The sequence below is a fragment of the Pseudomonas sp. NPDC008258 genome (assembly GCF_042956345.1).
GTDB lineage: Bacteria > Pseudomonadota > Gammaproteobacteria > Pseudomonadales > Pseudomonadaceae > Aquipseudomonas.
The window spans coordinates 1-18,445 of the sequence record NZ_JBIBGE010000015.1; the positions used below are offsets into that span (position 1 = coordinate 1).

18 protein-coding genes are annotated in these 18,445 nt (G+C 58.5%); 17 read left to right on the forward strand and 1 reads right to left on the reverse strand.

Features of this window, described 5'->3' with window-relative positions; all coding sequences use genetic code 11:
• The first annotated feature begins 664 nt into the window (after positions 1-664).
• From mnmG to ACFY9W_RS14080, 17 genes are all read left to right on the forward strand, one after another.
• A complete protein-coding gene (gene mnmG, locus ACFY9W_RS14000) occupies positions 665-2,557 on the forward strand; it encodes a tRNA uridine-5-carboxymethylaminomethyl(34) synthesis enzyme MnmG (protein WP_391131157.1) in 1,893 nt (630 codons plus the stop codon).
• Complete coding sequence (rsmG, locus tag ACFY9W_RS14005) at positions 2,554-3,204, forward strand: 16S rRNA (guanine(527)-N(7))-methyltransferase RsmG (protein WP_391131160.1); 651 nt, start codon at positions 2,554-2,556, stop codon at positions 3,202-3,204. Before mnmG ends, rsmG begins: the two co-directional genes overlap by 4 nt.
• An 18-nt stretch (positions 3,205-3,222) precedes the next feature.
• On the forward strand, positions 3,223-4,014 hold the full coding sequence (locus ACFY9W_RS14010) for a ParA family protein (RefSeq protein WP_012274913.1): 792 nt from the start codon (positions 3,223-3,225) through the stop codon (positions 4,012-4,014).
• Positions 4,015-4,023: 9 nt separating this feature from the next.
• Entirely contained in the window at positions 4,024-4,896 is an 873-nt protein-coding gene (locus ACFY9W_RS14015; RefSeq protein ID WP_391131164.1) for a ParB/RepB/Spo0J family partition protein, read from the forward strand.
• A gap of 149 nt (positions 4,897-5,045) precedes the next feature.
• Positions 5,046-5,453: a F0F1 ATP synthase subunit I gene (locus ACFY9W_RS14020; protein WP_391131167.1), complete on the forward strand. Its 408-nt coding sequence runs from the start codon at positions 5,046-5,048 to the stop codon at positions 5,451-5,453.
• 16 nt (positions 5,454-5,469) lie between these two features.
• A complete protein-coding gene (atpB, locus tag ACFY9W_RS14025) occupies positions 5,470-6,339 on the forward strand; it encodes a F0F1 ATP synthase subunit A (RefSeq protein ID WP_167063655.1) in 870 nt (289 codons plus the stop codon).
• Between the two features lie 144 nt (positions 6,340-6,483).
• On the forward strand, positions 6,484-6,741 hold the full coding sequence (gene atpE, locus ACFY9W_RS14030; protein ID WP_003097235.1) for a F0F1 ATP synthase subunit C: 258 nt from the start codon (positions 6,484-6,486) through the stop codon (positions 6,739-6,741).
• A gap of 56 nt (positions 6,742-6,797) precedes the next feature.
• Positions 6,798-7,268: a F0F1 ATP synthase subunit B gene (locus ACFY9W_RS14035; RefSeq protein ID WP_003253189.1), complete on the forward strand. Its 471-nt coding sequence runs from the start codon at positions 6,798-6,800 to the stop codon at positions 7,266-7,268.
• Between the two features lie 12 nt (positions 7,269-7,280).
• On the forward strand, positions 7,281-7,817 hold the full coding sequence (locus tag ACFY9W_RS14040; protein WP_003253191.1) for a F0F1 ATP synthase subunit delta: 537 nt from the start codon (positions 7,281-7,283) through the stop codon (positions 7,815-7,817).
• Positions 7,818-7,838: 21 nt separating this feature from the next.
• Entirely contained in the window at positions 7,839-9,383 is a 1,545-nt protein-coding gene (gene atpA / locus ACFY9W_RS14045; protein WP_016712768.1) for a F0F1 ATP synthase subunit alpha, read from the forward strand.
• Between the two features lie 48 nt (positions 9,384-9,431).
• On the forward strand, positions 9,432-10,292 hold the full coding sequence (gene atpG / locus ACFY9W_RS14050) for a F0F1 ATP synthase subunit gamma (RefSeq protein ID WP_003253195.1): 861 nt from the start codon (positions 9,432-9,434) through the stop codon (positions 10,290-10,292).
• 27 nt (positions 10,293-10,319) lie between these two features.
• Complete coding sequence (gene atpD, locus ACFY9W_RS14055) at positions 10,320-11,696, forward strand: F0F1 ATP synthase subunit beta (protein ID WP_016502294.1); 1,377 nt, start codon at positions 10,320-10,322, stop codon at positions 11,694-11,696.
• A gap of 43 nt (positions 11,697-11,739) precedes the next feature.
• On the forward strand, positions 11,740-12,159 hold the full coding sequence (locus ACFY9W_RS14060; protein WP_016489909.1) for a F0F1 ATP synthase subunit epsilon: 420 nt from the start codon (positions 11,740-11,742) through the stop codon (positions 12,157-12,159).
• A 121-nt stretch (positions 12,160-12,280) separates the two neighbouring features.
• On the forward strand, positions 12,281-13,648 hold the full coding sequence (glmU, locus tag ACFY9W_RS14065; protein WP_391131174.1) for a bifunctional UDP-N-acetylglucosamine diphosphorylase/glucosamine-1-phosphate N-acetyltransferase GlmU: 1,368 nt from the start codon (positions 12,281-12,283) through the stop codon (positions 13,646-13,648).
• A 305-nt stretch (positions 13,649-13,953) separates the two neighbouring features.
• The gene (locus ACFY9W_RS14070) at positions 13,954-14,730 is read left to right on the forward strand and encodes a DeoR family transcriptional regulator (RefSeq protein ID WP_391131177.1); all 777 of its coding nucleotides are present in this window, start codon (positions 13,954-13,956) and stop codon (positions 14,728-14,730) included.
• A 3-nt stretch (positions 14,731-14,733) separates the two neighbouring features.
• A complete protein-coding gene (gene glmS, locus ACFY9W_RS14075) occupies positions 14,734-16,569 on the forward strand; it encodes a glutamine--fructose-6-phosphate transaminase (isomerizing) (protein ID WP_391131179.1) in 1,836 nt (611 codons plus the stop codon).
• Between the two features lie 670 nt (positions 16,570-17,239).
• Positions 17,240-17,887, forward strand: a complete 648-nt coding sequence (locus ACFY9W_RS14080; RefSeq protein WP_391131182.1) for a hypothetical protein — start codon at positions 17,240-17,242, stop codon at positions 17,885-17,887.
• 37 nt (positions 17,888-17,924) lie between these two features.
• Here ACFY9W_RS14080 and ACFY9W_RS14085 read toward each other — a convergent pair whose 3' ends face one another.
• Positions 17,925-18,317, reverse strand: a complete 393-nt coding sequence (locus tag ACFY9W_RS14085) for an antitoxin Xre-like helix-turn-helix domain-containing protein (protein ID WP_197873909.1) — start codon at positions 18,315-18,317, stop codon at positions 17,925-17,927.
• Positions 18,318-18,445 lie beyond the last annotated feature (128 nt).

The window sequence follows — 18,445 nt, forward strand, 5'->3', positions numbered from 1 at the left end:
CAAGCGGATGGCTTACGGCTACCGGGACAGCGAGTTCTTTTTCATGAAGATCAAGAATGACTTTCCCGGCAATCCGTGAAGAACCTTTTTTTTGCATGAAATTCTTACTGAGCAAGGCGAACTGAGCACCTGTGGGAGCGGGCGCGCCCGCGAAGAGGCGCATAAAACCTCCAAAACCCTATGGCTGGACCCACGCTTTCGCGGGCATGCCCGCTCCCACCTTGTCCGCGCCAGCCTGCTGCTACAAAAACTTTTTCACCCAGCAGCGAAATCTGCTTTCAGGAGCCCTGTGGAAAACCCCGCTTCAGCTCCGTTGATAAGCAGGCTTTTTTTCTGAGGGCAAACCCGCCTGTGGGTAAACAGGCATTTAATCCACAGGCTAAATCGTGTTATCCATAACCCTCATGGCACTCCAACCACAGGGTTTAATTTCTCTGTACATGCCGTAATTCATGGCCTTCAAAGGTTTATCCACAGATCAGGCTGTGCATAAGAATAAACATAAAAACAAAGCTTTTATAAATTTCTTCTTGTTGATTTCTGTTGTCTGCCACTCATCCACAGACTGGTCAAAATTTGCTCAGATGGTTTCTTTAAAGGGGGTGAAGTCCCTATACTTGTCCGCTTACCTTCTCTATTCGCAAAAACAGGCACGAGGTGCGTGGTGGATTTCCCTTCCCGTTTTGAAGTGATCGTCATCGGCGGCGGCCATGCCGGTACCGAGGCTGCGCTTGCGTCTGCACGCATGGGTGTGAAAACCCTGCTGTTGACCCATAACGTGGAAACCCTCGGTCACATGAGCTGCAACCCCGCCATCGGCGGTATTGGCAAAAGCCATCTGGTCAAAGAGATCGATGCCCTCGGCGGCGCCATGGCGCTGGCCACCGACAAGAGCGGCATCCAGTTCCGCGTTTTGAACAACCGCAAGGGCCCGGCCGTACGCGCCACCCGTGCACAGGCCGACCGCGCCATCTACAAGGCAGTGGTGCGTGAAATCCTGGAAAACCAGCCGAACCTGTGGATATTCCAGCAGTCCTGCGACGACCTGATCGTCGAACAGGACCAGGTCAAAGGCGTGGTCACGCAGATGGGTCTGCGTTTCTTCGCCGAATCGGTGGTGTTGACCACCGGTACCTTCCTTGGCGGCCTTATCCACATTGGTTTGCAAAACCATTCCGGCGGTCGCGCCGGTGATCCGCCTTCGATTGCCCTGGCCCACCGCATGCGTGAACTGCCGCTGCGCGTCGGTCGCCTGAAAACCGGTACACCGCCACGTATTGATGGCCGTTCGGTGGACTTCTCGGTCATGACCGAGCAGCCAGGCGATACGCCGATCCCGGTGATGTCGTTCATGGGCAATGCCGAGATGCACCCACGTCAAGTGAGCTGCTGGATTACCCACACCAACGCGCGCACCCACGAGATAATTGCCTCCAACCTTGACCGCTCGCCGATGTATTCGGGCGTGATCGAGGGCGTCGGCCCGCGCTACTGCCCTTCGATCGAAGACAAGATCCACCGCTTCGCCGACAAGGAAAGCCACCAGGTGTTCATCGAGCCGGAAGGCCTGACCACCCACGAGCTTTACCCCAACGGCATTTCCACTTCGTTGCCGTTCGACGTGCAGCTTGAGTTGGTGCGTTCGATCCGCGGTATGGAAAACGCCCACATCGTGCGCCCGGGCTACGCCATCGAGTACGACTACTTCGACCCGCGAGACCTCAAGTACAGCCTCGAGACCAAAGTGATCGGTGGCCTGTTCTTCGCCGGGCAAATCAACGGCACAACCGGTTACGAAGAAGCCGGCGCACAAGGCTTGCTGGCGGGTACCAACGCTGCACTGCGCGCGCAAGGCCGCGAAAGCTGGTGCCCGCGTCGCGATGAAGCGTACATCGGGGTACTGGTCGACGACCTGATCACCCTGGGTACCCAGGAGCCGTACCGCATGTTCACTTCGCGTGCCGAGTACCGCCTGATCCTGCGTGAAGACAACGCCGACCTGCGCCTGACCGAAAAAGGCCGTGAACTGGGCCTGATCGATGACCAGCGCTGGGCCGCCTTCTGCGCCAAGCGCGACGGCATCGAGCGTGAGGAACAGCGCCTGAAGTCGACCTGGGTGCGCCCGAACACCGAGCAAGGCCAAGCCATTGTGGATAAGTTCGGCACCCCGCTGAGTCACGAGTACAGCCTGCTCAACCTGCTGGCGCGCCCGGAAATCGACTATGCCGGCCTGATCGAGGCAACCGGTGGTGAGACGATTGATCCACAGGTCGCCGAGCAGGTCGAAATCCGCACCAAGTACGCCGGCTACATCGACCGCCAGCAGGATGAAATCGCCCGCCTGCGTGCCAGTGAAGATACGGTCCTGCCTGTGGATATCGACTACTCGACAATTTCCGGCCTGTCCAAGGAGATCCAGGGCAAGCTTGGCCAGACCCGTCCGCAAACCCTGGGCCAGGCCTCGCGCATTCCTGGCGTGACACCGGCGGCGATCTCCCTGTTGCTGATTTACTTGAAAAAACGCGGCGCTGGCCGCGAATTGGAGCAAAGCGCTTGAGTTCCCTGGTCACCCCGCAACACGCCGAAGAGTTGTCCACAGGTGCGCGCCAGCTCGGTGTCGAGTTGAGCCCCGAGCATCACGAAAAACTGCTCGGCTACCTGGCCCTGCTGATCAAATGGAACAAAGCCTACAATCTCACCGCCGTGCGCGACCCGGACGAAATGGTGTCGCGCCATCTGCTCGACAGCCTCAGCGTCATGTCGTTTATCCACAGCGAGCGTGAAAACTGGCTGGACGTCGGTAGCGGTGGTGGCATGCCCGGCATCCCGTTGGCTATCCTGCATCCGCACAAACGTGTGACGGTGCTGGACGCCAATGGCAAGAAGACCCGCTTCCTGACCCAGGTGAAAATGGAGCTGAAACTGGACAACCTCACGGTTATCCACAGCCGGGTCGAAGCCTTCCAGCCGGCACAACCGTTCGACGGAATCATCTCCCGCGCCTTCAGCAGCATGGAGAACTTCACCAACTGGACCCGCCATCTGGGCGACACCGGGACGCAATGGCTTGCAATGAAGGGGCTGCATCCTGCCGATGAACTGGTAGCATTGCCCGCAGACTTCACAGTGGAAAGCGAACAGGCCCTGACCGTTCCGGGTTGCCAGGGCCAGCGCCATCTGCTGATACTGCGCCGCAAGGCATGACTGGGAACACGCGCATCAATGGCTAAGGTATTCGCAATCGCGAACCAGAAAGGTGGTGTAGGCAAGACCACCACCTGTATCAATCTCGCCGCCTCGCTGGCTGCGACAAAGCGTCGTGTGCTGCTGATCGACCTCGATCCGCAGGGCAACGCCACCATGGGCAGCGGTGTGGACAAGCACGAGCTCGAGCACTCGGTCTACGACCTGTTGATCGGGGAATGCGACCTGGCCCAGGCCATGCATTACTCCGAGCACGGTGGCTTCCAGTTGCTGCCGGCCAACCGGGACCTGACCGCCGCCGAAGTGGTGCTGCTGGAAATGCAGGTCAAGGAAAGCCGTCTGCGCAACGCCCTGGCACCCATCCGCGAGAACTACGACTACATCCTCATCGACTGCCCGCCGTCGTTGTCGATGCTTACGCTCAACGCCCTGGTCGCTTCCGATGGCGTGATTATCCCCATGCAGTGCGAGTACTACGCACTGGAAGGTCTCAGCGATCTTGTGGATAACATCAAGCGCATCGCTGCCCGGTTGAACCCGGAGCTGAAGATCGAGGGCTTGCTGCGGACCATGTACGATCCGCGCCTGAGCCTGAACAACGATGTTTCGGCGCAGCTGAAGGAGCACTTTGGTCCGCAGCTGTACGACACGGTGATTCCGCGCAATATCCGCCTGGCCGAAGCCCCGAGTTTCGGCATGCCGGCCCTGGCTTACGACAAGCAATCGCGCGGCGCGCTGGCTTATCTGGCCCTGGCTGGGGAACTGGTTCGCCGTCAACGCCGTCAATCACGCACTGCACAAACAACTTAAGGAATCCGTATGGCCGTCAAGAAACGGGGTCTCGGACGTGGGTTGGATGCACTGCTCAGTGGTCCTTCCGTCAGCGCGCTCGAAGAGCAGGCTGTAAAGATCGACCAGAAAGAACTGCAACACCTGCCGGTCGAGCTGATCCAGCGCGGCAAATACCAGCCGCGCCGGGACATGGACCCGCAGGCGCTGGAAGAACTCGCGCACTCCATCCGCACCCATGGCGTCATGCAACCGATCGTGGTGCGCCCGATTGGCGACAACCGCTACGAAATCATTGCCGGTGAGCGCCGCTGGCGGGCAACCCAGCAGGCCGGCCTGGACACGATCCCGGCCATGGTCCGTGAAGTGGCCGATGAAGCCGCCATTGCCATGGCGTTGATCGAGAACATCCAGCGCGAAGACCTCAACCCGCTGGAAGAAGCCCTGGCGCTGCAGCGCCTGCAGCAGGAATTCGAGCTCACCCAGCAACAGGTGGCTGACGCCGTGGGCAAGTCGCGGGTAACCGTGGCCAACCTGCTGCGGCTGATCACCCTGCCCGAGGCGATCAAGACCATGCTCGCCCACGGCGACCTGGAGATGGGTCACGCCCGTGCATTGCTCGGTCTGGAGGAAACCCGCCAGGAGGAGGGGGCGCGTCATGTTGTCGCACGTGGCCTCACCGTGCGCCAAACTGAGGCACTGGTGCGTCAGTGGCTCAGCGACAAGCCTGATCCGGTCGAACCGAGCAAACCTGATCCGGATATCGCACGCCTTGAACAGCGGCTCGCAGAGCGCCTGGGCTCGGCTGTTCAGATCCGTCATGGCAACAAGGGCAAAGGCCAGTTGGTTATTCGTTACAACTCGCTTGACGAGTTGCAAGGCGTGCTTGCTCACATCCGCTGAAACAATTCCTGTTGTAGCGCGCAGTCGGAAATCACTACCGAAGAGTTGAATAGGGGTTAAACCACCCCTATACTCTGCGCGCATTTTGTCGGCACAAATTATGCCAAGTCATTACTGACTTGTTGGTCGACTTCCGAGGAGCAGTTGTGATGGAAATCCGCACGCCAAACCGCCTGCCTTTCCATCGCTGGGCGGTTTTTCCGGTACTGCTGGCTCAATTTGTCGTACTGCTGCTGGCAACCCTGATGTTGTGGCAGTGGAAAGGGGTAGTCAGTGGATATTCAGGCCTTTGCGGAGGTTTGATTGCTTGGCTGCCCAATGTGTATTTCGCCTGGAAGGCTTTTCGCTTCAGCGGAGCTCGGGCGGCACAAGCCATCGTCAAGTCGTTTTACGCGGGCGAGGCAGGCAAGATGATTTTGACGGCAGTGCTTTTTGCACTGACCTTCGCAGGAGTGAAGCCACTGGCGCCGTTAGCAGTATTCGGCGTCTTCGTGCTGACCCTTTTGGTCAGCTGGTTCGCGCCCCTGCTGATGAATAAAAGACTTTCGAGACCTTAGGGCGTTTGAGGCAACCATGGCAGAAGAAACCGCTTCGGGTTATATCCAGCACCACTTGCAGAACCTGACCTATGGTCAATTACCAGACGGCAGCTGGGGCTTTGCCCATTCGGCTGCAGAAGCCAAGGCAATGGGCTTCTGGGCGTTCCACGTGGACACCCTGGGTTGGTCCGTCGCGCTGGGTCTGATCTTCCTGTTCATCTTCCGCATGGCGGCCAAGAAGGCGACTTCCGGCCAACCAGGCGGCTTGCAGAACTTCGTGGAAGTGATGGTCGACTTCGTCCATGGCAGCGTGAAGGACTCCTTCCACGGCCGTAGCCCGGTAATCGCTCCGCTGGCGCTGACCATTTTCGTCTGGGTATTCCTGATGAACGCCGTCGACCTGGTTCCGGTCGACTGGATTCCTCAGCTGGCCATCCTGATTTCCGGTGACCCGCACATTCCGTTCCGCGCCGTGTCGACCACCGACCCGAACGCGACCCTGGCCATGGCCTTCTGCGTGTTTGCCCTGATCATCTTCTACAGCATCAAGGTCAAGGGCCTGGGCGGCTTCATCGGCGAGCTGACCCTGCACCCGTTCGGCAGCAAGAACATCTTCGTTCAAATCCTGCTGATTCCGGTCAACTTCCTGCTGGAATTCGTCACCCTGATCGCCAAGCCGATCTCGCTGGCACTGCGTCTGTTCGGCAACATGTACGCCGGCGAACTGGTGTTCATCCTGATCGCGGTCATGTTCGGCTCCGGCCTGCTGTGGCTCAGCGGCCTGGGTGTGGTGCTGCAATGGGCGTGGGCTGTGTTCCACATCCTGATCATCACCCTGCAAGCTTTCATCTTCATGATGCTGACCATCGTCTACCTGTCGATGGCGCACGAAGATAACCATTAAGACCGCCTGGCGTGTCTGATAGCCTTCCCCGCCTGTTTGGGGGGAGGGCTTAAAAAGTCCGCAAGGGCATGCTGTACCAAACGATTTGTTTTACCGCTTCAACTTAAAAACCTAACCAATACGACGTAAAAGTCGGGAGGAAAGATGGAAACTGTAGTTGGTCTGACCGCTATCGCTGTTGCTCTGCTGATCGGCCTGGGTGCTCTGGGTACCGCCATTGGTTTCGGCCTGCTGGGCGGCAAATTCCTGGAAGGCGCTGCTCGTCAACCAGAAATGGTTCCGATGCTGCAGGTTAAAATGTTCATCGTTGCCGGTCTGCTCGACGCCGTAACCATGATCGGTGTTGGTATCGCTCTGTTCTTCACCTTCGCGAATCCGTTCGTTGGTCAGATCGCCGGCTAATCACTCGTCACCACGAGTTGATGGCTGTATGAATTAAGACCGAGCGAGGTGTTGGCGTGAACATTAATGCAACCCTGATTGGCCAATCCGTTGCTTTTCTGATTTTTGTACTCTTCTGCATGAAGTATGTATGGCCTCCGGTCATCACTGCCCTGCAAGAGCGCCAAAAGAAGATTGCCGACGGCTTGGACGCTGCCAACCGCGCAGCTCGCGACCTGGAGCTGGCCCAAGAGAAAGCGGGTCAGCAACTGCGTGAAGCTAAAGCCCAGGCAGCCGAAATCATTGAGCAAAGCAAGAAACGCGCTGCTCAGCTTGTCGAGGAAGCCCGTGAACAGGCCCGCGTCGAAGCTGACCGTGTGAAGGCTCAGGCTCTGGCCGAGATCGAACAGGAACTGAACAGTGCTAAAGACGCCCTGCGTGCCCAAGTGGGTGCCCTGGCCGTTGGCGGTGCTGAAAAGATCCTTGGCGCCACAATCGATCAAAACGCGCATGCGGAGCTGGTTAACAAACTGGCCGCTGAAATTTAAGCGAGGGCGATCATGGCAGAACTGACCACGTTGGCCCGACCTTACGCTAAGGCTGCCTTTGAGCATGCCCAGGCCCATCAGCAACTGGCCAATTGGTCAGCCATGCTCGGCCTGGCTGCTGCGGTGTCGCAAGACGACACCATGCAGCGCCTGCTCAAGGCCCCGCGACTGACGAGCGCAGAAAAGGCCGCCACGTTCATTGACGTGTGCGGTGACAAGTTCAATGCACAGGCACAGAATTTCATTCATGTTGCCGCGGAAAACGACCGTCTCCTGCTTCTGCCGGAGATTGCCGCTCTGTTCGACCTGTACAAGGCCGAGCAAGAGAAGTCCGTGGACGTGGAAGTCACCAGTGCCTTCGCGTTGAACCAAGAACAGCAAGACAAACTCGCCAAGGTTCTCAGTGCACGGTTAGGCCAGGAAGTGCGCCTGCACGCGTCGGAGGATGCCAGCCTGATTGGCGGCGTCGTCATCCGCGCTGGTGACCTGGTAATCGATGGCTCTGTTCGCGGCAAAATCGCGAAACTGGCCGAAGCATTGAAATCTTGAGTTTGAAGGGGCAGCAGAGCAATGCAGCAACTCAATCCTTCCGAAATTAGTGAAATCATCAAGGGCCGCATCGACAACCTCGATGTGAGCTCCCAAGCCCGTAACGAAGGTACCGTTGTTTCGGTATCCGACGGTATCGTGCGGATCCACGGTCTGGCCGACGTCATGTACGGCGAAATGATCGAGTTCCCTGGCAGCGTATTCGGCATGGCCCTGAACCTGGAGCAAGACTCCGTAGGTGCAGTGATCCTGGGTGCATACGACACCCTCGCCGAAGGCATGAGCGCCAAGTGCACCGGCCGTATCCTGGAAGTTCCGGTTGGTAAGGAACTGCTGGGTCGCGTCGTTGACGCACTGGGCAACCCGATCGACGGCAAAGGTCCTCTGGGCAACACCCAGACCGACGCAGTCGAGAAAGTAGCTCCAGGCGTGATCTGGCGTAAGTCGGTAGACCAGCCTGTACAGACTGGCTACAAGTCCGTCGACGCCATGATCCCTGTCGGCCGTGGCCAGCGCGAGCTGATCATCGGTGACCGTCAGATCGGCAAGACCGCCATGGCCATCGACGCCATCATCAACCAGAAAGACTCCGGTATTTTCTGTGTTTATGTTGCTGTCGGCCAGAAGCGTTCCACCGTTGCCAACATCGTTCGCAAGCTGGAAGAAGCCGGCGCCCTGGCCAACACCATCGTGGTCGTTGCCAGTGCTTCGGAATCCGCCGCACTGCAGTTCCTGGCGCCATACGCCGGCTGCACCATGGGCGAGTTCTTCCGTGACCGCGGTGAAGATGCCCTGATCGTTTACGATGACCTGTCCAAGCAGGCCGTTGCCTACCGTCAGATCTCCCTGCTGCTGCGCCGTCCACCAGGACGTGAAGCGTACCCAGGCGACGTGTTCTATCTCCACTCCCGTCTGCTGGAGCGTGCATCGCGCGTTTCGGAAGAGTACGTCGAGAAGTTCACCAACGGTGCTGTGACTGGCAAAACCGGTTCCCTGACCGCTCTGCCGATCATCGAAACCCAGGCTGGCGACGTTTCCGCGTTCGTTCCGACCAACGTGATTTCCATCACCGACGGTCAGATCTTCCTGGAATCGGCCATGTTCAACTCGGGCATCCGCCCTGCAGTGAACGCCGGTGTTTCGGTATCCCGCGTAGGTGGTGCCGCTCAGACCAAGATCATCAAGAAGCTGTCCGGTGGTATCCGTACCGCTCTGGCTCAGTACCGTGAACTGGCTGCATTCGCCCAGTTCGCCTCCGATCTGGACGAAGCGACCCGCAAACAGCTGGAGCATGGTCAGCGCGTAACCGAGCTGATGAAGCAGAAGCAGTACGCGCCAATGTCCATCGCGGACATGGCCCTGTCGCTGTATGCCGCTGAGCGTGGCTTCCTGACTGACGTAGAAGTCTCCAAGATCGGTAGCTTCGAGCAAGCACTGATCGCCTTCTTCAACCGTGATCACGCTGAACTGATGGCGAAGATCAACGTGAAGGGTGACTTCAACGACGAAATCGACGCTGGCCTGAAAGCCGGTATCGAGAAGTTCAAGGCCACCCAGACCTGGTAAGCCGCAGCGGGGGCCCAGGCCCCCGCTTGCTAACCTGATAGGTGATACATGGCAGGCGCAAAAGAGATTCGCAGTAAGATTGCGAGCATCAAAAGCACGCAAAAAATTACCAGCGCCATGGAGAAAGTGGCGGTCAGCAAGATGCGCAAGGCACAAATGCGCATGGCTGCTAGCCGTCCTTACGCGGAGCGTATCCGCCAGGTGATCGGTCATCTGGCCAACGCCAACCCGGAATACCGCCACCCGTTCATGATCGAGCGCCCTGTAAAGCGCGCCGGTTATATCGTGGTGAGCAGTGACCGTGGTCTGTGCGGTGGCTTGAACACCAACCTGTTCAAGGCCCTGGTCAAGGACATGAGCGCAAACCGCGAACAGGGCGTGGAAATCGACCTGTGCGTGATCGGCAGCAAGGGTGCGACTTTCTTCCGCATCTTTGGCGGCAACGTTGTAGCCGCGATCAGCCACTTGGGCGAAGAGCCATCGATCAACGATCTGATCGGCTCCGTCAAAGTGATGCTGGACGCCTACCTGGACGGCCGTATCGATCGCCTCTCCGTGGTTTCGAACAAGTTCATCAACACCATGACCCAGAAGCCAACGGTCGAGCAATTGGTACCGTTGGTGGCAACCCCGGATCAGGATCTCAAGCATCACTGGGATTACCTGTACGAACCCGACGCAAAAGAGCTGCTGGACGGCTTGATGGTGCGTTACGTGGAGTCGCAGGTATACCAGGCGGTGGTCGAGAACAACGCTGCTGAACAAGCGGCCCGGATGATCGCCATGAAGAACGCCACAGACAACGCCGGTGATTTGATCAAAGAGCTTCAATTGATCTACAACAAGGCGCGTCAGGCTGCGATCACCCAGGAGATCTCGGAAATCGTCGGCGGCGCTGCCGCGGTTTAACGGTTCAAAAATTCAGAGGATCCAGCTATGAGTAGCGGACGTATCGTTCAAATCATCGGCGCCGTCATCGACGTGGAATTCCCACGTGACGTCGTGCCGAGTGTTTACAACGCGCTGAAAGTACAAGGCGCGGAAACCACCCTGGAAGTTCAGCAGCAGCTGGGCGACGGTGTGGTTCGTACCATTGCGATGGGCTCGACCGAAGGCCTGAAGCGCGGTCTGGAAGTCGTTGACTCCGGCGCTGCCATTTCCGTTCCAGTTGGTAAGGCCACCCTGGGCCGTATCATGGACGTACTGGGCAACCCGATCGACGAAGCCGGCCCGATCGGCGAAGAAGAGCGTCGCGGTATCCACCAGCCAGCGCCTTCGTTCGCTGACCAGGCAGGCGGCAACGACCTGCTGGAAACCGGCATCAAGGTTATCGACCTGGTTTGCCCGTTCGCCAAGGGTGGTAAGGTTGGTCTGTTCGGTGGTGCCGGTGTCGGCAAGACCGTAAACATGATGGAACTGATCCGTAACATCGCCATGGAACACAGCGGTTATTCCGTGTTCGCTGGTGTGGGTGAGCGTACTCGTGAGGGTAACGACTTCTACCACGAGATGAAGGACTCCAACGTTCTCGACAAAGTAGCGCTGGTCTACGGTCAGATGAACGAGCCACCAGGAAACCGTCTGCGCGTAGCGCTGACCGGCCTGACCATGGCTGAGAAGTTCCGTGACGAAGGTAACGACGTTCTGCTGTTCGTCGACAACATCTATCGTTACACCCTGGCCGGTACCGAAGTATCCGCACTGCTGGGCCGTATGCCTTCGGCAGTAGGTTACCAGCCGACCCTGGCTGAAGAGATGGGCGTTCTGCAAGAGCGCATCACCTCCACCAAGGAAGGTTCGATCACCTCCGTTCAGGCCGTATACGTACCTGCGGACGACTTGACCGACCCGTCGCCAGCGACCACCTTCGCCCACTTGGACGCCACCGTCGTTCTGTCCCGTGACATCGCCTCCCTGGGTATCTACCCAGCGGTCGACCCACTGGACTCGACTTCGCGCCAGCTGGACCCGAACGTGATCGGCAACGAGCACTACGACACCGCTCGTGGCGTTCAGTATGTTCTGCAGCGCTACAAAGAGCTGAAGGACATCATTGCGATCCTGGGTATGGACGAACTGTCCGAGACCGACAAGCAACTGGTAGCCCGCGCTCGTAAGATCCAGCGCTTCCTGTCGCAGCCGTTCTTCGTGGCCGAAGTCTTCACCGGTTCGCCAGGCAAGTACGTTTCCCTGAAAGACACCATCGCTGGCTTCAGCGGCATCCTCAAAGGTGACTACGACCACCTGCCAGAACAAGCGTTCTACATGGTCGGCAGCATCGACGAAGCGATCGAGAAAGCCAAGAAACTGTAATTCCTGCGCCCCGCAAGGGGCGCTATCAGGTTGAGGCAAGCAGATGGCTATGACAGTCCATTGCGATATCGTCAGCGCGGAAGGAGAAATTTTCTCCGGTCTGGTCGAGATGGTGGTTGCGCACGGTAACCTGGGTGATCTTGGTATCGCTCCGGGTCACGCGCCGCTGATCACCAATCTGAAGCCAGGTCCGATCACGCTGACCAAGCAGGGTGGCGCCCAAGAGGTGTTCTACATCTCTGGTGGCTTCCTCGAGGTTCAGCCGAACATGGTCAAGGTGCTTGCCGATACCGTGCAACGTGCTGCAGACCTGGATGAAGCTCAGGCTCAGGAGGCCCTCAAGGCTGCTGAGAACGCCCTGAATCTGAAAGGCGCGGACTTCGACTACGGTGCCGCCGCCGCACGTCTGGCCGAGGCCGCAGCTCAGCTGCGTACCGTCCAGCAAATGCGCAAAGGCAAGTAATTGGCCCTTGGCTGATAACTTCTGTTGCGATTGAGTAAAAGGGTAGCCTCGGCTACCCTTTTTCTTTTTCTGATTTCTCCCCCCGGTCATTTCACTGACCGCCCAGGATTGGTAGCCAGTAATGTCACTCGATATCGTTATTCTCGCCGCCGGCCAAGGCACGCGCATGCGCTCGGCGCTGCCCAAGGTGCTGCACCCGGTAGCCGGCAATTCCATGCTCGGCCATGTTATCCACAGTGCGCGCCAGCTGCAGCCGCAAGGCATTCACGTGGTCATTGGCCATGGTGCCGAGCTGGTTCGCGAGCGCCTGGCCGCTGACGACCTGAACTTCGTCATGCAGGAAAAGCAGTTGGGTACCGGCCATGCGGTAGCCCAGGCCCTGCCGGCCGTTACCGCCGACACTGTGCTGGTGTTGTACGGCGATGTACCGTTGATCGAAGTGGAGACCCTGCAGCGTCTGCTGGCCAAGGCCAATGACCAGCAGCTGGGCCTGCTCACTGTCACCCTCGACGACCCGACCGGCTATGGTCGTATCGTGCGTGACGAGCAGGGCAAGGTAACTGCCATCGTTGAGCACAAGGACGCCAACGACGCGCAGAAAGCAATCAAGGAAGGCAATACGGGTATTCTGGCCCTGCCAGCCGCCCGCCTGGCCGACTGGATGGGCCGCCTGTCGAACAACAACGCCCAAGGCGAGTATTACCTGACCGACGTCATCGCCATGGCGGTGGCCGATGGCCTGGTTGTGGCCACCGAACAGCCGCACGATCCGATGGAAGTGCAGGGCGCCAACGACCGCCGCCAGCTGTCCGAGCTGGAGCGTCACTACCAGCTGCGTGAAGGCCGCCGCCTGATGGCCCAGGGTGTGACCCTGCGCGACCCGGCGCGCTTCGATGTACGGGGTGAAGTGACCGTTGGTCGTGATGTGCTGATAGACATCAACGTGATTCTCGAAGGCAAGGTGGTCATCGAGGACGATGTGCAGATTGGCCCGAATTGCGTAATCAAGAACACCACCCTGCGCAAAGGCGCGGTGGTGAAGGCCAACAGCCACCTTGAAGGGGCCGTGATGGGCGAGGGCAGCGATGCCGGCCCGTTTGCTCGCCTGCGCCCGGGCAGCGTGCTGGAGGCCAAGGCCCATGTGGGTAACTTCGTCGAACTGAAAAACGCCCACCTGGGTGAAGGAGCCAAGGCCGGTCACCTGACCTACCTGGGCGATGCCGAGATTGGTGCGCGCACCAACATCGGCGCTGGCACCATCACCTGCAACTACGATGGCGCCAACAAGTTCAAGACGGTGATGGGTGAAGACGTGTTCATCGGTTCGAACAATTCGCTGGTGGCGCCTGTAGAAATCCAGGCCGGTGCGACCACGGCTGCCGGTTCGACCATTACCCAGACAGTCGAGGCTGGTGACCTGGCCGTGGCGCGTGCGCGCCAGCGCAACATAGCGGGTTGGAAGCGGCCGGAGAAGATCAAGAAGAGCTGAGTTATTCACAGCTGTTTCGATCGAAAGCCGACTTATGTGAATAAGTCGGCTTTTTTTTGGCTGGACACATACCCACGGCATTAACTGCTTTGCTCAATTTCCAGACACCGCCGCGATCCCCTGTGGGAGCGGGCGTGCCCGCGAATACCGGCGCAGCCGGTGCCATTCACCGCGCTGGATTCTTCGCGGGCTCGCCCGCTCCCACAGCGGCCAGGTTGTCGCAAAGGTTTATCCACAGCTTGACGAATCGTCCATCTTAGGTTTTGATTGCAATCATTATCTTTCGAAACGAAACTTAAGCGCTCATGTCGAAACGAAACACACCGCAACGTCGTCACAATATCCTGGCTTTGCTCAGCGAGCAGGGCGAGGTGAGCGTGGACGCCTTGGCCAAGCGTTTCGAGACTTCGGAAGTGACCATTCGCAAAGACCTCGCCGCGCTGGAAACCAACGGCCTGTTGCTGCGCCGTTATGGTGGTGCGGTACCGGTACCGCAAGAACTGCTCGGTGAGCCAGCCCAGCCTGTGTCTTCCTACAAGAAGGCCATTGCTCGCGCCGCCGTTGGCCGTATCCGTGAACATGCGCGCATCATCATCGACAGTGGCAGCACCACGGCAGCGATGATCCCTGAACTGGGGCGTCAGCCTGGCCTGGTGGTCATGACCAACTCGCTGAACGTGGCCCGTGCCATCAGCGATCTCGAACACGAACCGGTGCTGCTGATGACCGGTGGGACTTGGGACCCGCATTCCGAGTCGTTCCAGGGCCAGGTCGCCGAGCAGGTGTTGCGCTCCTACGATTTCGACCAGCTGTTCATCGGTGCCGACGGTATCGACCTCAGCCGGGGCACCACCACGTTCAACGAGCTGCTCGGGCTTAGCCGGGTCATGGCTGAAGTTGCCCGTGAAGTGATCGTGATGGTCGAGTCGGACAAGGTGGGGCGCAAGATCCCCAACCTTGAGCTGCCCTGGAGCAGCGTGCACACCCTTATTACAGACGAACGCCTGCCCGCAGCGGCACGCGAACAAATTCAAGCCCGCGGCGTCAATCTGATCTGCGCCGCGATCAGCCAGGAGCAATAAAACATGTGTGGAATCGTTGGCGCCGTCGCCGAGCGCAACATCACAGCCATCCTGATCGAAGGCCTCAAGCGTCTTGAGTACCGCGGCTACGACAGCGCCGGTCTGGCCGTTCTCACCCAAAGCGGTGAACTGCAGCGCCGCCGCCGCATTGGCAAGGTCAGCGAGCTGCAAGCTGCTGTTGCCGCTGAGCCACTGGCTGGCCAGCTGGGTATCGCCCACACCCGCTGGGCTACCCACGGTGCGCCGACCGAAGGCAACGCCCACCCGCACTTCTCGGGCAATGAAGTGGCTGTGGTGCACAACGGCATCATCGAGAACCACGAAGAGCTGCGTGAAGAGCTGAAAGGCCTGGGCTACGTCTTCACTTCGCAGACCGACACCGAAGTCATCGTCCACCTGATCCACCACACCCTGAAGAGCATCCCCGACCTGGCCGATGCTTTGAAAGCTGCGGTGAAGCGCCTGCATGGTGCCTATGGCCTGGCACTGATCAGCGCCAAGCAGCCTGACCGCCTGGTGGCTGCTCGCAGCGGCAGCCCGCTGGTGATCGGCCTGGGCCTGGGCGAAAACTTCCTGGCCTCCGACCAGTTGGCGCTGCGCCAGGTCACCGACCGCTTCATGTACCTGGAAGAAGGCGATATCGCTGAAATCCGCCGTGACCAGGTCACCATCTGGGACCAGCAGGGCAACAAGGTCCAGCGCGAAACCGTGCAGTACCATGAAGGCGCCGAAGCTGCCGACAAGGGCAACTACCGCCACTTCATGCTCAAGGAAATCCATGAGCAACCAAGCGTCGTGCAGCGCACGCTGGAAGGCCGCCTGGGCAAAGACAACGTGATGGTCCAGGCCTTTGGCCCGAACGCTGCCGAACTGTTCGCCAAGGTGCGCAACGTGCAGATCGTTGCCTGTGGCACCAGCTACCACGCCGGTATGGTCGCCCGTTACTGGCTGGAAAGCCTGGCTGGCATTCCGTGCCAGGTGGAAGTGGCCAGTGAGTTCCGTTACCGCAAAGTAGTGGTGCAGCCGGATACCCTGTTCGTCTCCATTTCGCAGTCCGGCGAAACTGCCGACACGCTGGCTGCGCTGCGTAATGCCAAGGAACTCGGCTTCCTCGGCAGTCTGGCAATCTGCAACGTGGGCATCAGCTCGCTGGTTCGTGAGTCGGACCTGACCCTGCTGACCCTTGCTGGCCCGGAAATCGGCGTGGCCTCGACCAAAGCCTTCACCACCCAGCTGGTGTCGCTGATGCTGCTGACCCTGGCCCTTGGCCAAGTGCGCGGTACCCTGGAAGCCGGTGTCGAGGCCGAGCTGGTTGAAGAGCTGCGTCGTCTGCCGACCCGTCTGGGCGAAGCCCTGGCCATGGACGCGACTGTCGAGAAGATCGCCGAGCTGTTCGCTGACAAGCATCACACCCTGTTCCTAGGCCGTGGTGCGCAGTACCCGGTGGCGATGGAAGGTGCTTTGAAGCTCAAGGAGATTTCCTACATCCACGCCGAAGCTTACCCGGCAGGCGAGCTGAAGCACGGCCCGCTGGCCCTGGTGGACAACGACATGCCGGTGGTTACCGTTGCGCCTAACAACGAACTGCTGGAGAAGCTGAAGTCCAACCTGCAGGAAGTGCGTGCCCGTGGTGGCGAGTTGGTGGTGTTCGCCGACGAGCAGGCTGGCATGAGCAATGGTGAAGGCACCCACGTGATCAAGGTACCGCACATCGCCGATGCCCTGGCGCCGATCCTGTACACCATTCCGCTGCAGCTGCTGTCGTACTACGTGGCCGTGCTCAAGGGCACCGACGTAGACCAGCCGCGTAACCTGGCCAAGTCGGTTACGGTTGAGTAAACACCGCTAGTTGTCGGTTTGAAAGTGAAAGTCTGGAATTAAGTCGGTAACGCAGGAATAGAATCGGTAACGGACGGCAGCCGGTAGCGGCTCCCGTCCTTATCAATTTCACCCCTTAACTACTATTGAACACCTCACGACGGCGTATCAGATGCTTTTACAAATCCTGCCTGATGAGTCGCTCGGTTCGTATGTGCGTCGGACGCTCTTCCTGAACAGGTACGACGCTAATTTCGGGGCATTCAAGTTTCTAGCTGGTCGGCCAGGATTCAGGAACAGTGAGATCAATCTGATTGCCGAGTCGCTCGGATGGCCAGGTTGTTACGGATTCAACCGTCTATTGCACCATCACACTCCGATGGCCGCTCATTTCGTCATAAAGTACCCCCAAGAAGCCGCGTACTCAGGTAAGGCTTATGGTGAGCGCGTGTCGCACTTTGAGGTCTGGGACGCTTCGTTCTGTCCAGACTGCGTGCGAGAAGATCTTTTTAACCTGGGGTTCTCTTACTGGCGACGCTTGCTCAACCCTTCAATCACTGCGTGTCATAGGCACAACACCGTCCTGCTCGACCGTTGCCCCTTCTGCGGTAAGTCCTTTAACTGCCGGGGGCACACAATGGATGTGATGTGGAGTGGGTGCGGAGGAAGGCATCTTGGGGAAGCCATTTCGGTGCCTAACCAAGACCATCATGAGTTTAAGCGAGCCAAGGCTTTCTACGGCGTATGCTCGTCGCCCAACTACATCCCTTACGAAGGGACGATTCGTGCCCTTTATGCCAAGACCGAATTCCTTCTCTCATTCTCAGATGGGGCCCGAGCAACTGAGCTTCAGACGCTGAGTCAGCGTTTAGGCGCACGCTTGAGACATATAAGCAAACAAGCGGAGATAAAGGAGGCATTTCCATTCGAGCAACTCAGATACCTGCTAATTGATATAATTGCGATTGTCTACGAGTCGGTTACTGAGTTCTTGGTGGATGCCAGTTTTCATGAGCAGCGTCCTCGTGCTATCAGCACGCTCTGGGCGACCTACCAAGCTGGCGGCCAAGAGTCCGCTCATTATGTTGAAGAAGACTACATTTACGGAGTTGGACATTGGTATTGTCCATACCCATCGGCGAGCAGCGAGCAGGACCGTAGTGGCGATGGCTATGCAAGGCGTCGTCCTAAAATCTATCCGTGTTGCAATTTTCCCCATTCCAAAGGCAAGGGGCAGCGACTTTCAAGCATTACGGTGAAAGCGCTTCCGGGCATTCCTGTGCGGCCAGCACGAGCGAAAGCTCTCGGGCTGGCCACTCCCCCAATTCCCGCTGAATAGCTAGAGAATCAGTGATCAATCAGCCGGAATGACCGGCTTAGCTGGCGCGCTTGAGATGATCGATCCGTAGATAGGTTTCATACAACGAGATGAGATTTCCTTGAGCCATTACCTCAAGCGGTGTGCGGCCACCGAAAAAGGGATTTTCGTTGCGCATCCCAGCGAAACCCTGAACGTTGTCCTGGTTTTTGAACACGCTGCGCAGGGAAGCATGGATATTCAGCACCAAGCTGATTCTCTGCTGTTGGTCCCGGTCGAGGCGAACAATGGCCGTGCGTTCCTGTATGACGCGGTGACGGGTGGCGGGACAAATGCGCAAAATGCGACACGCTTGGGAGTCGGTTGCTCGCCATGCTTCGATGATTCGCAAAGCAGCTCTTAACCCAGTGGTCGCTTGGGCATGGGTGAGCGATAAATTTGAGCCAGCCATTCTCCTAAGCCCTCTGAGTACTGGAAACACTACGTGGCACGTACGCAATGATGACATAAAAATGCTTTACCGCTCGAATCCCTGGATTCGAGCCATAAATTGGCTCGCCCTTGGCTATGAAACTCAGG

Bases quoted from the DNA above. Each gene is read 5' to 3' on its own strand.
- ACFY9W_RS14010 (WP_012274913.1), top strand. From the start codon at position 3,223: ATGGCTAAGGTATTCGCAATCGCGAACCAGAAAGGTGGTGTAGGCAAG.
- ACFY9W_RS14085 (WP_197873909.1), bottom strand. From the start codon at position 18,317: ATGGCTGGCTCAAATTTATCGCTCACCCATGCCCAAGCGACCACTGGG.
- glmS (WP_391131179.1), top strand. From the start codon at position 14,734: ATGTGTGGAATCGTTGGCGCCGTCGCCGAGCGCAACATCACAGCCATC.
- ACFY9W_RS14060 (WP_016489909.1), top strand. From the start codon at position 11,740: ATGGCTATGACAGTCCATTGCGATATCGTCAGCGCGGAAGGAGAAATT.
- atpG (WP_003253195.1), top strand. From the start codon at position 9,432: ATGGCAGGCGCAAAAGAGATTCGCAGTAAGATTGCGAGCATCAAAAGC.
- atpE (WP_003097235.1), top strand. From the start codon at position 6,484: ATGGAAACTGTAGTTGGTCTGACCGCTATCGCTGTTGCTCTGCTGATC.
- ACFY9W_RS14040 (WP_003253191.1), top strand. From the start codon at position 7,281: ATGGCAGAACTGACCACGTTGGCCCGACCTTACGCTAAGGCTGCCTTT.
- ACFY9W_RS14070 (WP_391131177.1), top strand. From the start codon at position 13,954: ATGTCGAAACGAAACACACCGCAACGTCGTCACAATATCCTGGCTTTG.
- ACFY9W_RS14020 (WP_391131167.1), top strand. From the start codon at position 5,046: ATGGAAATCCGCACGCCAAACCGCCTGCCTTTCCATCGCTGGGCGGTT.
- atpD (WP_016502294.1), top strand. From the start codon at position 10,320: ATGAGTAGCGGACGTATCGTTCAAATCATCGGCGCCGTCATCGACGTG.
- glmU (WP_391131174.1), top strand. From the start codon at position 12,281: ATGTCACTCGATATCGTTATTCTCGCCGCCGGCCAAGGCACGCGCATG.
- atpA (WP_016712768.1), top strand. From the start codon at position 7,839: ATGCAGCAACTCAATCCTTCCGAAATTAGTGAAATCATCAAGGGCCGC.
- ACFY9W_RS14015 (WP_391131164.1), top strand. From the start codon at position 4,024: ATGGCCGTCAAGAAACGGGGTCTCGGACGTGGGTTGGATGCACTGCTC.
- atpB (WP_167063655.1), top strand. From the start codon at position 5,470: ATGGCAGAAGAAACCGCTTCGGGTTATATCCAGCACCACTTGCAGAAC.